This window comes from Enterobacter sp. EC_50 (assembly GCF_019584525.1).
Classification (GTDB): Bacteria; Pseudomonadota; Gammaproteobacteria; order Enterobacterales; family Enterobacteriaceae; genus Enterobacter; species Enterobacter roggenkampii.
The window spans coordinates 23,011-38,540 of the sequence record NZ_VDAF01000006.1 but is presented as its reverse complement, the minus strand read 5'-3'; the positions used below and the strand labels follow the sequence as shown (position 1 = coordinate 38,540).

Sequence of the window (15,530 nt, the reverse complement as noted above, 5' to 3'; positions counted from 1 at the left end):
CGCTCCAGACAGGGTACGGCAGATGATTTGTTATACCACTTTTGCGTGCCACTCTCCAGATTTTGCCATTAAAAAAGCCACTACTGAGCGGCCTTTAAATGCCCGGCGGCGCTTCGCTCGCACGGGCCTACGGGTTTTGTAGGCCGGGTAAGCGTAGCGCCACCCGGCACAGCAAGGCTAACTCTGCGTGGCCGGTTTCCCGAGTGACTCTTTTGCCAGCTCCTCTGCCGATTTGCTTTTCAGCACCGTCCAGATCACCACCGCGCCCAGCAGGTCGAAGACCGCCAGTACCGCAAACAGCGGGCTGAAGCCGATGGTATCCGCCAGCGCGCCGACGACCAGCGCGAACATCGTACTCGCGGTCCAGGCGGCCATCCCGGTCAGGCCGTTGGCGGTGGCCACTTCGTTGCGACCGAAGACGTCAGACGAGAGCGTAATCAGCGCGCCGGACAGGGACTGGTGCGCAAAACCACCGATGCACAGCAGGGCGATGGCCACGTACGGGCTGGTGAACAGGCCGATCATACCCGGGCCAATCATCAGCAGTGCGCCCATGGTGACCACCATCTTACGGGAAACGATCAGGTTCACTCCAAACCAGCGCTGGAACAGCGGTGGCAGGTAGCCGCCCACGATACAGCCCAGGTCAGCGAACAGCATCGGCATCCAGGCGAACATCGCGATCTCTTTCAGGTTAAAGCCGTAGACTTTAAACATGAACAGTGGGATCCACGCGTTGAAGGTCCCCCAGGCCGGTTCCGCCAGGAAACGCGGCAGGGCGATACCCCAGAACTGACGGGTGCCCAGGATCTGCCAGACGGTCATTTTTTTGCCGTTGTTGGTCTGATGCTGCGCTTCCTGACCACCAATGATGTACTCGCGTTCTTCTTCGGAGAGTTTTTTCTGATCGCGCGGGTGCTTATAGAAAACCAGCCACGCGATTGCCCAGGCGAAGCTCAGCACGCCGGAAATGATGAAAGCCATCTGCCAGCTGTGCATCACGATAGCCCACACCACCAGCGGCGGCGCAATCATCGCCCCGATGGACGAACCCACGTTGAAGTAGCCGACAGCAATAGAGCGCTCTTTTGCCGGGAACCACTCGGAACTGGCCTTCAGTCCCGCCGGGATCATCGCGGCTTCTGCCGCACCGACCGCACCGCGCGCCAGCGCCAGGCCGCCCCAGCTGCCCGCCAGCGCGGTGGCTCCGCAGAACACCGCCCAGGCGATGGCGAAGAAGGCATAGCCGATTTTGGTACCGAGGATATCCAGCACGTAGCCTGCAACAGGCTGCATGATGGTGTACGCCGCGGAATAGGCAGCAATGATGTAGGAGTATTGCTGCGTGGAGATATGCAGCTCTTCCATTAACGTCGGCGCTGCGGCTGCGACGGTGTTACGCGTCAGGTAGCCCAGCACGGTGCCTAACGTCACCAGTGCGATCATGTACCAACGTAACCCTTTAATTTTACGCATGTAAAACCTCATCGTTATAGTATTGCCGTGCCGGGACACGGTAACCGCTCGACCGTTGCCGGGAGCCGTTCAGTAACGGGAGGGGCGTAACCGGGAAATGTCCCGGAACGGCCCGAACCTTGCCAAAAGTCATCTGCATAAGTCGGTTTCCGTACCGTTAAATCTGGTGTAACTGACACCAGGAATGCATTCCGTCGGCTTATAGTTTGCGACGGCGAAAAGATAACTTGTCATACAGCTTTAAAAGGTGAGTGACATCACAAATGTATGATTCTTTGTGGGGACATTATTCGTGTCGCTTCAAGCCAGTACTGGCGCGGCTTGTAGAAGGATTTACTCCAATTTGGGTAATGTATTTGTCTGCGTTTATTGATCTCACTCACGAAAAAAACGTCGGATGGTGGAAATTGGTGTGATAACTTTGCAGCATATGAACATACGCTTTCTGACGCTCCCGTAATGAGGAAGACGATAATGACGCCGTTTATGACCGACGATTTTCTGTTAGATACCGAATTTGCTCGCCGCCTGTACCACGACTATGCAAAAGATCAGCCGATTTTCGACTACCACTGCCATTTGCCGCCGCAGCAGGTTGCCGAAAATTACCGTTTCAAAAACCTGTATGACATCTGGCTGAAGGGTGACCATTACAAATGGCGTGCGATGCGCACCAACGGCGTGGCTGAGCGCCTGTGCACCGGCGATGCGACCGATCGCGAGAAGTTTGACGCCTGGGCGGCGACCGTCCCGCACACCATCGGTAACCCGCTCTATCACTGGACGCACCTTGAGCTGCGTCGCCCGTTTGGCATCACCGGCAAACTGCTCTCCCCAGCGACCGCCGATGAAATCTGGGACCAGTGCAATGCGCTCCTGGCGCAGGAGAACTTCTCCGCGCGCGGCATCATGAAGCAGATGAACGTGAAGATGGTCGGCACCACCGACGATCCGATTGACTCCCTGGAGCATCATGCCGTTGTCGCCAAAGACACCTCTTTTGATATCAAAGTGCTGCCAAGCTGGCGCCCGGACAAAGCCTTCAATATTGAGCAGGCCACGTTCAACGACTACATGGCGAAGCTGGCGGAAGTGTCCGATACCGACATCCGTCGTTTCGCCGATCTGCAAACCGCGCTGACCAAACGTCTGGATCACTTCGCGGCGCACGGCTGTAAAGTCTCTGACCACGCGCTGGACGTGGTGCTGTTTGCGGAATCAAACGAGGCCGAGCTGGACAGCATTCTGGCGCGTCGCCTCTCCGGTGAATCGCTTAGCGAGCACGAAGTGGCGCAGTTCAAAACGGCGGTACTGGTGTTCCTCGGTGCCGAATACGCGCGTCGCGGCTGGGTACAGCAGTACCACATCGGTGCACTGCGCAATAACAACCAGCGCCAGTTTAAACTGCTGGGTGCGGACGTGGGCTTTGACTCCATCAACGACCGTCCGCTGGCGGAAGAGCTGTCAAAACTGCTGAGCAAACAGAACGAACAAAACCTGCTGCCGAAAACCATTCTCTACTGCCTGAACCCGCGCGATAACGAAGTGCTGGGCACGATGATCGGCAACTTCCAGGGCGAAGGGATGCCGGGCAAGATGCAGTTCGGCTCCGGCTGGTGGTTCAACGATCAGAAAGACGGCATGGAGCGTCAGATGACGCAGCTGGCGCAGCTTGGCCTGCTGAGCCGTTTTGTCGGCATGCTGACCGACAGCCGCAGCTTCCTGTCCTATACCCGTCATGAATACTTCCGCCGCATTCTGTGCCAGATGATTGGCCGCTGGGTGCACGCAGGCGAAGCGCCGGCGGATATCCAGCTGCTGGGCGACATGGTGAAAAACATCTGCTTTAACAATGCGCGTGACTACTTCGCCATTGAACTGAACTAGGGCCGTTTGAGGTTGATATGCAATACATCAAAATCCATTCGCTGGATAACGTGGCCGTCGCGCTGGCAGATTTAACCGAAGGGACGGAAGTCACCTTCGACAACCAGTCGGTGACGTTACGCCAGTCCGTTGGACGTGGACACAAGTTTGCCCTGATCCCCATTGCCAAAGGGGAGAACGTGGTGAAGTACGGTCTGCCCATCGGTCATGCGCTGGCGGATATCGCGCCGGGTGAATACATCCATTCCCACAACGCCCGCACAAATCTGAGCGATCTGGACGAGTACAGCTATCAACCTGATTTACCTGCGGCACAAGAGCAGGCGGCGGATCGTGAGGTGCAGATCTACCGCCGCGCAAACGGCGACGTGGGGATCCGCAACGAGCTGTGGATCCTCCCGACCGTCGGCTGCGTGAACGGGATTGCGCGTCAGATCCAGACGCGCTTCCTGAAAGAGACCAACGATGCCGAAGGCACCGACGGCGTGCATCTGTTCAGCCACACCTACGGCTGCTCCCAGCTGGGTGACGACCACATCAACACCCGAACCATGCTGCAAAACATGGCGCGCCACCCGAACGCGGGCGCGGTGCTGGTGATTGGCCTGGGCTGTGAGAACAATCAGGTGGACGCCTTCCGCGAGACGCTCGGTGAGTTTGACCCTGAGCGCGTGCACTTTATGGTGTGCCAGCATCAGGACGACGAAGTGGAAGCGGGCGTCGAACAGCTTCATCAGCTGTATGAGGTGATGCGCCACGACAAGCGCGAGCCGGGCAAGCTGAGCGAGCTGAAGTTTGGTCTGGAGTGCGGCGGGTCTGATGGCCTTTCCGGTATTACTGCCAATCCGATGCTGGGCCGCTTCTCGGATTACGTGATTGCCAACGGCGGCACGACGGTGTTGACCGAAGTGCCGGAAATGTTCGGCGCGGAGCGTATTCTGATGAGCCACTGCCGCGACGAAGAGACCTTTGAGAAGACCGTCACCATGGTGAACGACTTCAAACAGTATTTCATCGCCCACAATCAGCCGATTTACGAGAACCCGTCGCCGGGTAACAAAGCGGGGGGGATCACCACGCTGGAAGAGAAATCCCTCGGCTGCACCCAGAAAGCGGGCGCGAGCCAGGTGGTTGACGTTCTGCGCTACGGCGAGCGCCTGAAAACGCACGGTCTGAACCTGCTGAGCGCACCGGGTAACGATGCGGTTGCCACCAGCGCGCTGGCGGGAGCCGGCTGCCATATGGTGCTGTTCAGCACCGGTCGCGGTACGCCGTACGGCGGTTTTGTGCCGACGGTGAAAATCGCCACCAACAGCGAGCTGGCGGCGAAGAAAAAACACTGGATTGACTTTGATGCCGGGCAGCTTATCCACGGCAAGGCGATGCCGCAGCTGCTGACGGAATTCGTGGACGCGATTGTGGAAATTGCCAGCGGCAAGCAGACCTGCAACGAGAAGAACGATTTCCGCGAGCTGGCAATCTTTAAGAGCGGTGTGACGCTGTAAGTACTTTGTCGGGTGGCGCTAGCGCTTACCCGACTTACTAAACCCTGTAGGCCCGGTAAGGCGTAGCCGCCACCGGGCTTTTCTTTTTAACTGCGGAGGGCGTTCTTCGCTAAACGCGCGTCTTCCGCCTGACAGGCCGCCGCGGTAAACAGCACGTCGGTAGAGGAGTTCAGCGCGGTTTCGCAGGAGTCCTGCAGCACGCCGATGATAAAGCCGACGGCAACCACCTGCATGGCGATTTCGTTCGGGATACCGAACATATTACACGCCAGCGGGATCAGCAGCAGCGAACCGCCCGCCACGCCGGATGCGCCGCAGGCGCACAGCGATGCCACCACGCTCAGCAGCAGCGCGGTTGGCAGATCCACCGGAATACCCAGCGTATGCACCGCCGCCAGGGTCAGTACAGTGATCGTAATCGCCGCGCCCGCCATGTTCACGGTCGCACCCAGTGGGATCGACACGGAATAGGTATCGCGATCCAGGTTCAGCTTCTCCGCCAGCGCCATGTTCACCGGTATGTTCGCCGCAGAGCTGCGGGTGAAGAAGGCATACACGCCGCTCTCGCGCAGGCAGGTCAGCACCAGCGGATACGGGTTGCGGCGGATCTGCCAGAACACCAGCAGCGGGTTGATCACCAGCGCCACCAGCAGCATACAGCCGACCAGCACAACCAGCAGTTGCGCGTAGCCCCACAGCGCGTCAAAACCGGTGGTTGCCAGCGTGGAGGAGACCAGGCCGAAAATACCGATTGGCGCAAAGCGAATCACCAGCTTCACCATAAAGGTGACAGCGTTGGACAAATCGTTGACCAGGTTTTTCGTGGTCTCGTTGCCGTGACGCAGCGCGAAGCCCAGACCAATCGCCCAGACCAGGATGCCAATGTAGTTTCCGCTCATCAGCGCGGTGATGGGGTTAGAGACCATGCTCATCAGCAGACCGCGAAGGACTTCCACAATCCCGGACGGCGGCGTGATATCACCGGCCGCGCTGGTCAGGTGCAGCGTGGACGGGAACAGGAAGCTAAACACCACGGCCGTTAAGGCTGCAGAGAAGGTTCCCAGAAGATACAGGAACAGAATAGGGCGAATGTTGGTTTTTTGTCCGTGCTGGTGGTTGGCAATCGATGCCATGACCAGCATCAGAACCAGTACCGGCGCGACGGCTTTCAGGGCGCCCACAAACAGCGTCCCGAGCAGCCCCGTGGCCTCCGCAGCAGGTTTTGACACCATGGCCAGCAGAATACCCAGCACCAGTCCTACCAGAATTTGTTTAACCAGACTTCCCTGCGCCAGGCGCGCAAAAAGACCCGTCGATTGTGTGCTCATACATTATTCCTGAGTGAAATTGCGTTCCATTCCGAATGTGCTCTTAGTCACATTTATGTCCGGATGTAAGTAAATGTTTGCCTGGTCGAGTATAGGGAATGCGCGAAAGGAGGGAAGCGTAAAATGCTGGATTTTACGTGTTGCGTCATGTTTTTTAACTATTGATTAACGAAAGTGCCGGGTGGCGCTGCGCTTACCCGGCCTACGGGGTGACGTTGTAGGCCCGGTAAGCGCAGCGCCACCGGGCAAAACGCATTAAGCCTGCTGCTTCTTATCGTGCTGGCGGTTAACCCAGGTATTGATAATCAGCGTCACGATCAGAATGCCAAACACCACGCCGAGCGAAATGGCGATCGGGATATGGTAGAAATCGACGATCAGCATCTTGATACCGATAAACACCAGGATCACCGACAGGCCGTACTTCAGCATGGAGAAGCGCTCCGCCGCGCCCGCCAGCAGGAAGTACATCGCGCGTAGGCCGAGGATGGCGAACAGGTTAGAGGTCAGCACGATGAACGGGTCGGTGGTCACCGCGAAAATGGCCGGAATGCTGTCCACGGCGAAAATCACGTCGCTCAGCTCAACCAGAATCAGCACCAGCAGCAGCGGGGTGGCAAACAGCAGGCCGTTCTTGCGCACGAAGAAGTGCTCGCTCTCGATCTTGTCGGTCATGCGCAGATGGCCGCGGATCCACTTCACCAGCGGGCGATCGCCAATCGCGGAGCCGTCCTCTTTCGCCAGCGCCATTTTGACCCCGGTGAACAGCAGGAACGCGCCGAAGACGTACAGCAGCCACTCGAACTGGGTAATCAGCCAGCTGCCAGCGAAGATCATGATGGTACGCAGGATAATTGCGCCCAGCACGCCGTACACCAGCACGCGACGCTGCAGAGCCGCAGGCACGGCGAAGTAGCTGAACAGCATCAGCCAGACGAAGACGTTATCAACCGCCAGGGCTTTTTCAATCAGATAGCCGGTGAGGAAGGCGAGCGCCTGAGGATCGGCCACCGCGCGGCCTTCGGTCGAGGCCAGATACCACCAGAAGGCGGCGCAGAAGAGCAGGGAGAGAGTAACCCAGACCAGCGACCAGGCGGCGGCCTGTTTCATGGTCATACCGTGCGCGCCGCGACGGCCCTGCAAAAAGAGGTCGATCGCCAGCATGATGAGCACGACAACCGCGAATCCGCCCCACAACATTGGAGTGCCGACAGAATGCATACTATTTTCCTTACACATAAAAAACAAAAACGGCCATGGTCAGAAGACGATAGCCGTTAGCTTTTTATGCATAGACCTCGCCTTCCGGCAAGGTCTCACTTACAACCACGAGGGTTGCCCGGCGACCGGATGCGGTATTGCACGCATCGTAATGACGATCCACCGGCGAAGAAGTTACTCCCCTTTGCAGGTAACAAAATATGTCAGACCATCGGTTTCGTCAATGGTCTGCGCCGTTTCATTACACAGCTTTACGCGATAACTTCCGCGCTCACGCCGTCTGCCGGGAATACCACGCCGGTCTGACGGCGGATCTCCGTTTGCAGCTTCGCCGTGGTGCGGCTCACCGCAAGGCCTGGGTGATTCACTTCGTTGTCTTCCACCAGACGGGCGAAGACCTCTGCCTCATAGAGCATAGTGTTAATATGCTGAGGCTGCGTCAGCTCCTGCGCTTTGCCGCCGCGCGGGACAAAGCTCACCTTCTGGCACTCGGAGATCTTCTCGATAACCAGCGAGCCCGCTTCGCCCTGAATTTCGCTCGGCAGGACAGAATCGCTCACCTTGGAGTGCTGCAGCGTCACGCTGAAATCACCGTAATCCAGCACCGCGACACCGTGCGCATCCACGCCGCTCTCCAGCAGACTGGCGGTGGCCGTGACGCCGTGCGGCTCGCCCCACAGGGCCACGGCAGAGGCCAGGCAGTAGAAACCGATATCCATAATCGAGCCGTTCGAGAAGGCCGGGTTAAAGGTGTTCGGGTTCTCGCCGTCGAGATAGCGCTGGTAGCGCGACGAGTACTGGCAGTAGTTGATAAACGCTTTGCGCACTTTGCCCACCTTCGGCAGGGACTGCTGCAGCAGCAGGAAGTTCGGCAGGCTGGCGGTTTTGAACGCTTCGAACAGCACCACCTGGTTTTCGCGGGCAAGCGCGATGGCGGCTTCCACTTCTTCGATGTTCGACGCCAGCGGCTTCTCGCAAATCACATGCTTTTTATGGCTGAGGAACAGCTTCGTTTGCGGGAAGTGCAGGGCGTTCGGGCTGGCGATATAGACCGCGTCAATGGCGTCGCTTTGCGCCATGTCATCAAGCGAGGTGAAGAGATGCTCGACCAGGTAATCGTTGGCAAAACTCTGCGCCTGCTCAAGGCTGCGGGAATAGACTGCGGTAAGTTTCAGTTTGCCGGTTTCGTGGGCGGCGTCGACGAACTGGCGCGTGATCCAGTTCGTTCCAATGACTGCGAAACGTATCATAAACGTTTACGTACTCCGTAGCGGGGAACCTTTAGCCACTGTAGCACGTCATCATGACAATTCGCGTGCGCTATTCCGCATTACCTTTTAACGATAAATGCGTAAGCCACAGCCGGGTATCAAACTCCAGCTGGTGGTACTGCGGCTCCATGTGGCAGCACAGAGAATAGAACGCTTTGTCGTGCTCTTTCTCTTTCAGGTGTGCGAGTTCGTGCACCACAATCATCCGCAGAAAGGCTTCCGGCGCGTTGCGAAAAACCGTCGCGACGCGGATCTCCGCCTTGGCCTTCAGCTTGCCGCCCTGCACGCGGGAGACGGCGGTGTGCAGGCCGAGCGCGTTTTTCAGCACGTGGATCTTGTTGTCGTACATCACCTTGTTGATCGGCGGGGCGCTCTTCAGATACCGGTTTTTCAGATCCTGCGTATACTGCCAGAGGGCTTTATCGGTCGCGAAATCGTGGGGGCCGGGGTAGCGTTTTTCCAGCACCGCGCCGAGCTTCTGCTCGGCAATCAGGCTGCGAACCTGAGAAAGTAAATGCTCCGGGTAGCCCTGGAGATAAGTAAGTTGGTTCATCAACGCCCCAAATCGACAATAAAACGGGTATACTCACGCACCCTTTTCAGGGATACGCCAAATTTTACCATTCAGGAGGGCCGATGAGCCACTTAGACAACGGTTTCCGTTCACTCAACCTTAAACGTTTCCCGGAAACGGACGACGTTAACCCGCTTCAGGCGTGGGAAGCGGCGGATGAATATCTGCTGCAGCAGTTGGATGAGACTGAAATCCGCGGCCCGGTTTTGATCCTGAATGACGCCTTCGGCGCGCTGGGCTGCGCCCTGGCGGAGCACACGCCGTACAGCATCGGCGATTCCTACTTAAGCGAGCTGGCGACGCGTGAAAACCTGCGCCATAACGACATCGACGAATCCAGCGTGAAGTTCCTCGACAGCACCGCGGACTACCCGCAGGCGCCGGGCGTGGTGCTCATCAAAGTGCCAAAAACCATGGCGCTGCTGGAGCAACAGCTGCGCGCGCTGCGTAAGGTCGTCACGCCAGAAACCCGCATCATCGCGGGTGCCAAAGCGCGTGATATTCACACTTCGACGCTGGAGCTGTTTGAGAAGGTCCTTGGCCCAACCACCACAACGCTGGCCTGGAAAAAAGCGCGCCTGATCAACTGTACGTTCGCCGCACCCGAGCTGGCCGACGCGCCGGACACGCTGAGCTGGAAACTGGAAGGGACCGACTGGACCATCCACAACCATGCGAACGTCTTCTCCCGTACCGGTCTGGATATCGGGGCGCGTTTCTTTATGGAACACCTGCCGGAAAATCTGGAAGGGGAAATTGTCGATCTGGGCTGCGGCAACGGCGTGATTGGCCTGACGCTGCTGGCGAAGAACCCGGAGGCCAGCGTGGTGTTCAGCGACGAATCGCCGATGGCGGTGGCCTCCAGCCGTCTGAACGTGGAAACGAACATGCCGGACGCGCTGGACCGCTGCGAGTTTATGATCAACAACGCGCTGTCGGGGGTAGAGCCTTTCCGCTTCAACGCCGTGTTCTGTAACCCGCCGTTCCACCAGAAGCACGCCCTGACGGATAACGTCGCCTGGGAGATGTTCCACCACGCGCGCCGCTGCCTGAAGATTAACGGCGAGCTGTACATCGTGGCGAACCGCCACCTGGACTACTTCCACAAGCTGAAGAAGATTTTCGGTAACTGCGTGACCATTGCGACGAACAATAAGTTTGTGGTGCTGAAGTCGGTGAAGCTGGGACGTCGTCGTTAAGATGGTTTTGCCCGGTGGCGCTGCGCTTACCGGGCCTACAATGGCCTCGGACCCGTAGGCCGGGCAAGCGCAGCGCCGCCCGGCAATGTTCTAGATCATCAGAGCTAATTTCGTCCCCTGCGCAATCGCGCGCCGCGCATCCAGCTCCATCGCCACGTCGCACCCGCCGATCAGATGCACCGTTTTACCGGCCTCGCGCAGCGGATCCGCCAGATCCCGCTTCGGCTCCTGCCCGGCACACAAAATCACATGATCCACGCGCAGCAGCTGCGGCTCGCCGCCGATCGTGACGTGCAGCCCGTCGTCGTCGATCTTCTGGTAGCTCACCGCCGGGATCATCTTCACCCCGCGCGAGAGCAGGGTGGCGCGGTGGATCCAGCCGGTGGTTTTCCCCAGCCCTTCGCCCGGTTTGCTGGCTTTACGCTGCAGCATTACGATCTGGCGCGGGCTTTTCGGCAGCTGTGGCCCTTCGGGTCGCAGGCCGCCGGACTGGCTGAGGCTGGTGTCGATACCCCATTCCACGCAGAATTCGGCAATGTTCTGGCTGGTGGCTTCGCCCGGTTGGCTTAAATACATCGCGGTGTCAAAACCGATCCCGCCGCAGCCGATAATCGCCACCTTCTCGCCAACCGGCGCTTTGTCACGCAGCACGTCGAGATAGCTCAGCACTTTTGGATGATCGATACCCTCGATCGCAGGCGTGCGCGGTACGATCCCGCTCGCCAGGATCACCTCATCAAAATCAGTCAGATCCGCCGCGCGGACAAACTGGTTAAGCCGCAGCTCGACGCCCGTCAGCTCGATCATCCGGCGGTAGTAGCGCAGCGTTTCGTAGAACTCCTCTTTGCCGGGGATCTGTTTGGCGATATTAAACTGCCCGCCAATCTCTCCCAGCGCATCAAACAGCGTCACGCCGTGCCCGCGCGAGGCGGCATTGACCGCAAACGCCAGGCCCGCAGGTCCTGCGCCGACAACCGCCAGGCGTTTTTTCGCTGTCGCCGGGATCACCGGCATTTTGGTTTCATGGCAGGCGCGCGGGTTGACGAGGCAGGAGGTGACCTTCCCGACGAAGATCTGATCCAGACAGGCCTGATTACAGCCGATGCAGGTGTTGATCTCATCCGCGCGTCCGCTTTGCGCTTTCGACAGCAGCTCGGCATCGGCGAGGAACGGCCGCGCCATCGACACCATATCGGCATCGCCGCGTGAAATCACATCGTCCGCCACCTGCGGATCGTTAATGCGGTTGGTGGTGACCAGCGGAACAGAGACTTTTCCTTTCAGCCTGCGCGTTACCCAGCTGAACGCCGCGCGCGGCACCGGCGTGGCAATAGTGGGAATGCGCGCCTCGTGCCAGCCGATGCCGGTGTTGATAATCGTGGCGCCCGCGGCTTCTATCGCCTGCGCCAGCTGCACGGTTTCGTCAAATGTCCCGCCGCCCTCCACCAGATCGAGCATCGACAGGCGGAAGATGATAATAAAATCCGCGCCCGCGCGTTCGCGCACGGCGCGCACGACTTCTACAGCAAAGCGCATCCGGCGGGCATAGTCGCCGCCCCATTCGTCGTCGCGCTGGTTGGTGCGGGCGGCGAGGAACTCGTTAATCAGGTAGCCTTCGGAGCCCATCACCTCAACGCCGTCATAGCCCGCCTCACGCGCCAGCGCGGCGCAGCGGGCGAAGTCGTCAATCAGCGCCAGGATCTCGTCGTGGCTCAGAGCATGCGGAGTGAAGCGGTTAATCGGCGCCTGAATGGCCGATGGCGCGACCAGATTCGGCTGATAGCTGTAGCGTCCAGTGTGCAGAATTTGCAGGGCGATTTTACCGCCCTCGTTGTGTACCGCGTCGGTCACAATGCGGTGATGCGGCAGCTGTGCTGCATCGTTCAGCACCGCACCGCCCTCCATGCCGACGCCGGAAGGGGAAGGGGCCACGCCGCCGGTGACAATCAGCGCCACCCCGTGGCGCGCGCGCTCGGCATAGAAAGCTGCCAGACGCTCGGCCCCGTCCGGATGCTCCTCGAGCCCGGTGTGCATCGAGCCCATCAACACGCGGTTTTTGAGTGTGGTGAACCCCAGATCGAGAGGGGCGAATAACGACGGGTAGCGGCTCATAGTCTCTTCCAGTGTAAAATTATTGTTATGTGGTCGGATGAGTTACTAATTTAGCCAGCGGCAGCGGAAAGGTAAAAGCGGGATCGAATGATTGTGATAGATCTCAAAGAACTTCCCCGGTGGCGCTGCGCTTACCGGGGCTACAAAACCCCAGGACAGATAAGCGTAGCGCCATCCGGCGTTATTTACGGCGCCGCTGCCCGCACCAGCCCCGGCGCCTGCCACATCGACGTGGTCAGTCCGCTGTCCACCAGCCCGAGCTGGTCCGCGTATACCGCCTGCCATTTCTGCATCATGCCGTCGTACAGCTCGCGGTGCGCCGGGTTTGGCGTGAACTCGCGGCTCCATTTCACCAGCCGCTCGCCCGTCGAGGCCATATCCGCAAACAGCCCCGCGCCCGTACCCGCGGCAATCGCGCAGCCCAGCGCCGTGGCTTCTTTCACTTCCGGCACGCGCACCGGCAGGCCCGTGACGTCGCTTAAAATCTGGCTCCACAGGGCACCTTTTGACCCGCCGCCCGCAAACACCAGGCTCTCAAACGTCACGCCGGAAAAGCGTGAAATCTGCGCCAGGTTGCAGGCCGAAACAATCGCCGCGTTCTCTTCCAGGGCGCGGAACAGCGTCGCTTTATTGCATTTTTCCGGGTCGATGGAGAGGTTAATAAACGACGGCGCGGCGTGGTACCACTGCTTGAAATGCATGGCGTCGGAGAAGATTGGCATTACCCCGTGGGAGCCCGCCGGCACCCGGCTGGCCATCTCTTCCAGCAGGGAATAGGTGTCCATCCCCATCCGCTCGGCAATCAGCTTTTCCTCCGCGCAGAAGGCGTCGCGGAACCAGCGCATGGTCAGCCCGGTAAAGAAGCTGATCGACTCCGCCTGGACCATGCCGGGGATGACGTGCGGATTCACGCGGATGTTCATGTCGGGGTCGGTGCGTACCTGCGGCAGATTGACCACCTGCTGCCAGAAGGTGCCGCCCAGCACCGCCGTTTGTCCAGCGCGGACCACGCCCAGCCCCAGACAGCCCAGCTGCACGTCGCCGCCGCCCATCACTACCGGCGTGCCTTCGCGCAGGCCGCTCTGCTGCGCGGCCTCCCGGGTTATAGCACCCAGTACGGTGCCGGTCTCTTTCACCGGGGAGAGGATATCGGCGCGCAGCCCGGCCATGTCGAGAAGCGCCGGACGCCAGTCGCGGGAGAAGAGATCCAGCATGCCGGTGGTGCCCGCGTTCGACGGGTCGACCGCCAGCTCGCCGGAGAGCTTCGCCGCCAGCCAGTCGCTGATCATGGTGATAGTCGCGGCCCTGCGGTAAATATCCGGACGGTGGTGCGCCAGCCACAGCAGGCGCGGCATGGCGCTCAGCGCCAGCGTCTGGCCGGAGACCTCATACACTTCGGATTCAAAACGGTTGTCGTGGATCTCTTTTAGTTCGGCCACCTCGCGGCTGGCGCGGGCGTCGACGTTGGCGCAGGCCCAGATGGCCTCGCCGTTACGGTCGTAAAGCACGATCCCTTCGCGCATCGAACAGCAGGCGACGGACTGAATATCCGCCGCGCCCAGATTCGCGCGCGTCAGCACCTGATGAATACACCGGCAGGCCAGCTGCCAGTTGGTCTCGAGGTCAAACTCCATCGACCCCGGCACGTTTTCCACGCTCAGGTGTTTCCACTCGGCCTGGCCGACGGCAATCTGGTTGCCCTGCAAATCGAAAATCACGGCGCGAACGCTGCCGGTCCCTGCATCTAACGCTAAAAGGTAACTCATGAGCTTGCCTCGCTGTTAGCGCAGGCGGGCTCTTATTTGGCCAGAGCCAGCACCGCGCGGGCTGTCGTCTCTTCCGTCACCAGGCCATTGATACGGCGACCCTTCAGTGCGGCATAAATCGCATCGGCTTTCTCTTCCCCGCCGGCCACGCCAACGATGGTGGGCAGCTGCGCCAGCTCATCAAGCGAGACGCCGAGTAATTCTTTGTGGATCTCCAGCTCCTCAACGCACTCCCCTTCGGCATTGAGGAAATAGCCGAGAATGTCGCCGACCGCGCCTTTGCGGGCGTACATCAGCTGTTCACCTTCGCTGATATAACCGGAGCGCAGGATCGTGGCGTCACGGCGCTGGTTTACTGAACCAATACCAACTACCGCCACGTCGGCTGCGGTGGCGGCGAGGATCACGTCCCGCACGCTGGTCTCGCGTTTTAAGATCCCGGCCACTTCGGCGGAAGACACGCGAAGCGGGGCGGGGATCATGCTGACGCTGCAGGCCGCGTCCAGCTGGCCGATACCGGTCATGTACGGCCCGACGCCGCCGGACAGCGTCACGAGACGGATCTGCTGCGAGCTGATAAAGCCGCTCAGGTGCTGCAGGCTGCTCATGGTGGTTTCACCGAACCCCACCGCCAGCAGCTGGCCGGGCTCCAGCACGCCCATCAGCGACTGCGCCGCGCCAATGCCCAGCCGCACGTTCATCGGCGGCGTATTCAGGGCAGGCATCACGCGCACCAGCTTCAGGCCAAAGCGCTGCTGTAGCTCGGTTTCCAGCGACAGGCAGCCCTCGTACCGGGAGTTAATCTGCACGCGGATCACCCCGGACTGGCGGCCTTTCTCCAGCAGGCGGGAGATTTTTAATCGCGGCAGCCCGAGGCGTTCGCCGATATCGTTCTGGGTCAGCCCGTCGTGGTAGTAGCACCAGGCTACGCGCGCCACCAGCTCCTCTTCCGCCAGCGCCAGTCCGGCAAACCGTCCTTCTTCCGCAGTGCGTTTATCGCTCATAGTTGAACTCTTATAAAAATTTAGATCATATGTTCGTGATGACGCGGAGGGAAAGTGTGAGCCACGCGACAAAACGGATCATTTCGATCGTTTCTGGTTTATCTGAATCTCAATCGATAAAACTGTGATCCCCGCACGGTTGTAAATATAGTTCACCGTCTACGCTTTTGAACATTATTAAATCTAA

11 protein-coding genes are annotated in these 15,530 nt (G+C 59.4%); 3 read left to right on the top strand and 8 right to left on the bottom strand.

All coding sequences use genetic code 11. The features are described from left to right. Window positions 1-177 precede the first annotated feature (177 nt). On the bottom strand, window positions 178-1,476 hold the full coding sequence (locus FHC48_RS06735; RefSeq protein WP_008503146.1) for an MFS transporter: 1,299 nt from the start codon (window positions 1,474-1,476) through the stop codon (window positions 178-180). Between the two features lie 474 nt (window positions 1,477-1,950). Here FHC48_RS06735 and uxaC point away from each other — a divergent pair, with 474 nt between their 5' ends. Beyond that, window positions 1,951-3,363, top strand: coding sequence for a glucuronate isomerase (gene uxaC, locus FHC48_RS06730; protein WP_032664504.1), 1,413 nt, complete (start codon window positions 1,951-1,953; stop codon window positions 3,361-3,363). Between the two features lie 17 nt (window positions 3,364-3,380). Beyond that, the gene (locus FHC48_RS06725; protein ID WP_059363503.1) at window positions 3,381-4,868 is read left to right on the top strand and encodes a UxaA family hydrolase; all 1,488 of its coding nucleotides are present in this window, start codon (window positions 3,381-3,383) and stop codon (window positions 4,866-4,868) included. Between the two features lie 86 nt (window positions 4,869-4,954). Here the strand turns inward: FHC48_RS06725 and sstT are convergent, their stop codons facing one another. From sstT to FHC48_RS06705, 4 genes are all read right to left on the bottom strand, one after another. After that, on the bottom strand, window positions 4,955-6,196 hold the full coding sequence (gene sstT / locus FHC48_RS06720; RefSeq protein WP_008503149.1) for a serine/threonine transporter SstT: 1,242 nt from the start codon (window positions 6,194-6,196) through the stop codon (window positions 4,955-4,957). A gap of 255 nt (window positions 6,197-6,451) precedes the next feature. Continuing rightward, complete coding sequence (locus FHC48_RS06715; protein ID WP_021242367.1) at window positions 6,452-7,417, bottom strand: TerC family protein; 966 nt, start codon at window positions 7,415-7,417, stop codon at window positions 6,452-6,454. Window positions 7,418-7,668: 251 nt separating this feature from the next. Then, window positions 7,669-8,667: a Gfo/Idh/MocA family protein gene (locus FHC48_RS06710; RefSeq protein ID WP_021242366.1), complete on the bottom strand. Its 999-nt coding sequence runs from the start codon at window positions 8,665-8,667 to the stop codon at window positions 7,669-7,671. Between the two features lie 70 nt (window positions 8,668-8,737). After that, a complete protein-coding gene (locus FHC48_RS06705; protein ID WP_059363499.1) occupies window positions 8,738-9,241 on the bottom strand; it encodes a YgjP-like metallopeptidase domain-containing protein in 504 nt (167 codons plus the stop codon). A gap of 83 nt (window positions 9,242-9,324) precedes the next feature. Between FHC48_RS06705 and rlmG the strand changes: the two genes are divergently transcribed. Then, window positions 9,325-10,461: a 23S rRNA (guanine(1835)-N(2))-methyltransferase RlmG gene (rlmG, locus tag FHC48_RS06700; RefSeq protein WP_008503153.1), complete on the top strand. Its 1,137-nt coding sequence runs from the start codon at window positions 9,325-9,327 to the stop codon at window positions 10,459-10,461. Between the two features lie 90 nt (window positions 10,462-10,551). On the opposite strand, the gene FHC48_RS06695 is transcribed toward rlmG, so the two are convergent. The 3 genes from FHC48_RS06695 to lsrR all read right to left on the bottom strand — a co-directional run bounded on the left by FHC48_RS06695 (window position 10,552) and on the right by lsrR (window position 15,343). Next, entirely contained in the window at window positions 10,552-12,573 is a 2,022-nt protein-coding gene (locus FHC48_RS06695) for an NADPH-dependent 2,4-dienoyl-CoA reductase (RefSeq protein WP_059363497.1), read from the bottom strand. Window positions 12,574-12,758: 185 nt separating this feature from the next. Continuing rightward, entirely contained in the window at window positions 12,759-14,339 is a 1,581-nt protein-coding gene (lsrK, locus tag FHC48_RS06690; RefSeq protein ID WP_059363495.1) for an autoinducer-2 kinase, read from the bottom strand. Window positions 14,340-14,371: 32 nt separating this feature from the next. Continuing rightward, on the bottom strand, window positions 14,372-15,343 hold the full coding sequence (gene lsrR / locus FHC48_RS06685; protein ID WP_008503156.1) for a transcriptional regulator LsrR: 972 nt from the start codon (window positions 15,341-15,343) through the stop codon (window positions 14,372-14,374). Window positions 15,344-15,530 lie beyond the last annotated feature (187 nt).

Coding starts and splice junctions, on each gene's coding strand:
- rlmG (WP_008503153.1), top strand. CDS start 9,325: ATGAGCCACTTAGACAACGGTTTCCGTTCACTCAACCTTAAACGTTTC.
- lsrR (WP_008503156.1), bottom strand. CDS start 15,343: ATGAGCGATAAACGCACTGCGGAAGAAGGACGGTTTGCCGGACTGGCG.
- FHC48_RS06695 (WP_059363497.1), bottom strand. CDS start 12,573: ATGAGCCGCTACCCGTCGTTATTCGCCCCTCTCGATCTGGGGTTCACC.
- FHC48_RS06725 (WP_059363503.1), top strand. CDS start 3,381: ATGCAATACATCAAAATCCATTCGCTGGATAACGTGGCCGTCGCGCTG.
- FHC48_RS06710 (WP_021242366.1), bottom strand. CDS start 8,667: ATGATACGTTTCGCAGTCATTGGAACGAACTGGATCACGCGCCAGTTC.
- FHC48_RS06735 (WP_008503146.1), bottom strand. CDS start 1,476: ATGCGTAAAATTAAAGGGTTACGTTGGTACATGATCGCACTGGTGACG.
- FHC48_RS06705 (WP_059363499.1), bottom strand. CDS start 9,241: ATGAACCAACTTACTTATCTCCAGGGCTACCCGGAGCATTTACTTTCT.
- FHC48_RS06715 (WP_021242367.1), bottom strand. CDS start 7,417: ATGCATTCTGTCGGCACTCCAATGTTGTGGGGCGGATTCGCGGTTGTC.
- uxaC (WP_032664504.1), top strand. CDS start 1,951: ATGACGCCGTTTATGACCGACGATTTTCTGTTAGATACCGAATTTGCT.
- lsrK (WP_059363495.1), bottom strand. CDS start 14,339: ATGAGTTACCTTTTAGCGTTAGATGCAGGGACCGGCAGCGTTCGCGCC.
- sstT (WP_008503149.1), bottom strand. CDS start 6,196: ATGAGCACACAATCGACGGGTCTTTTTGCGCGCCTGGCGCAGGGAAGT.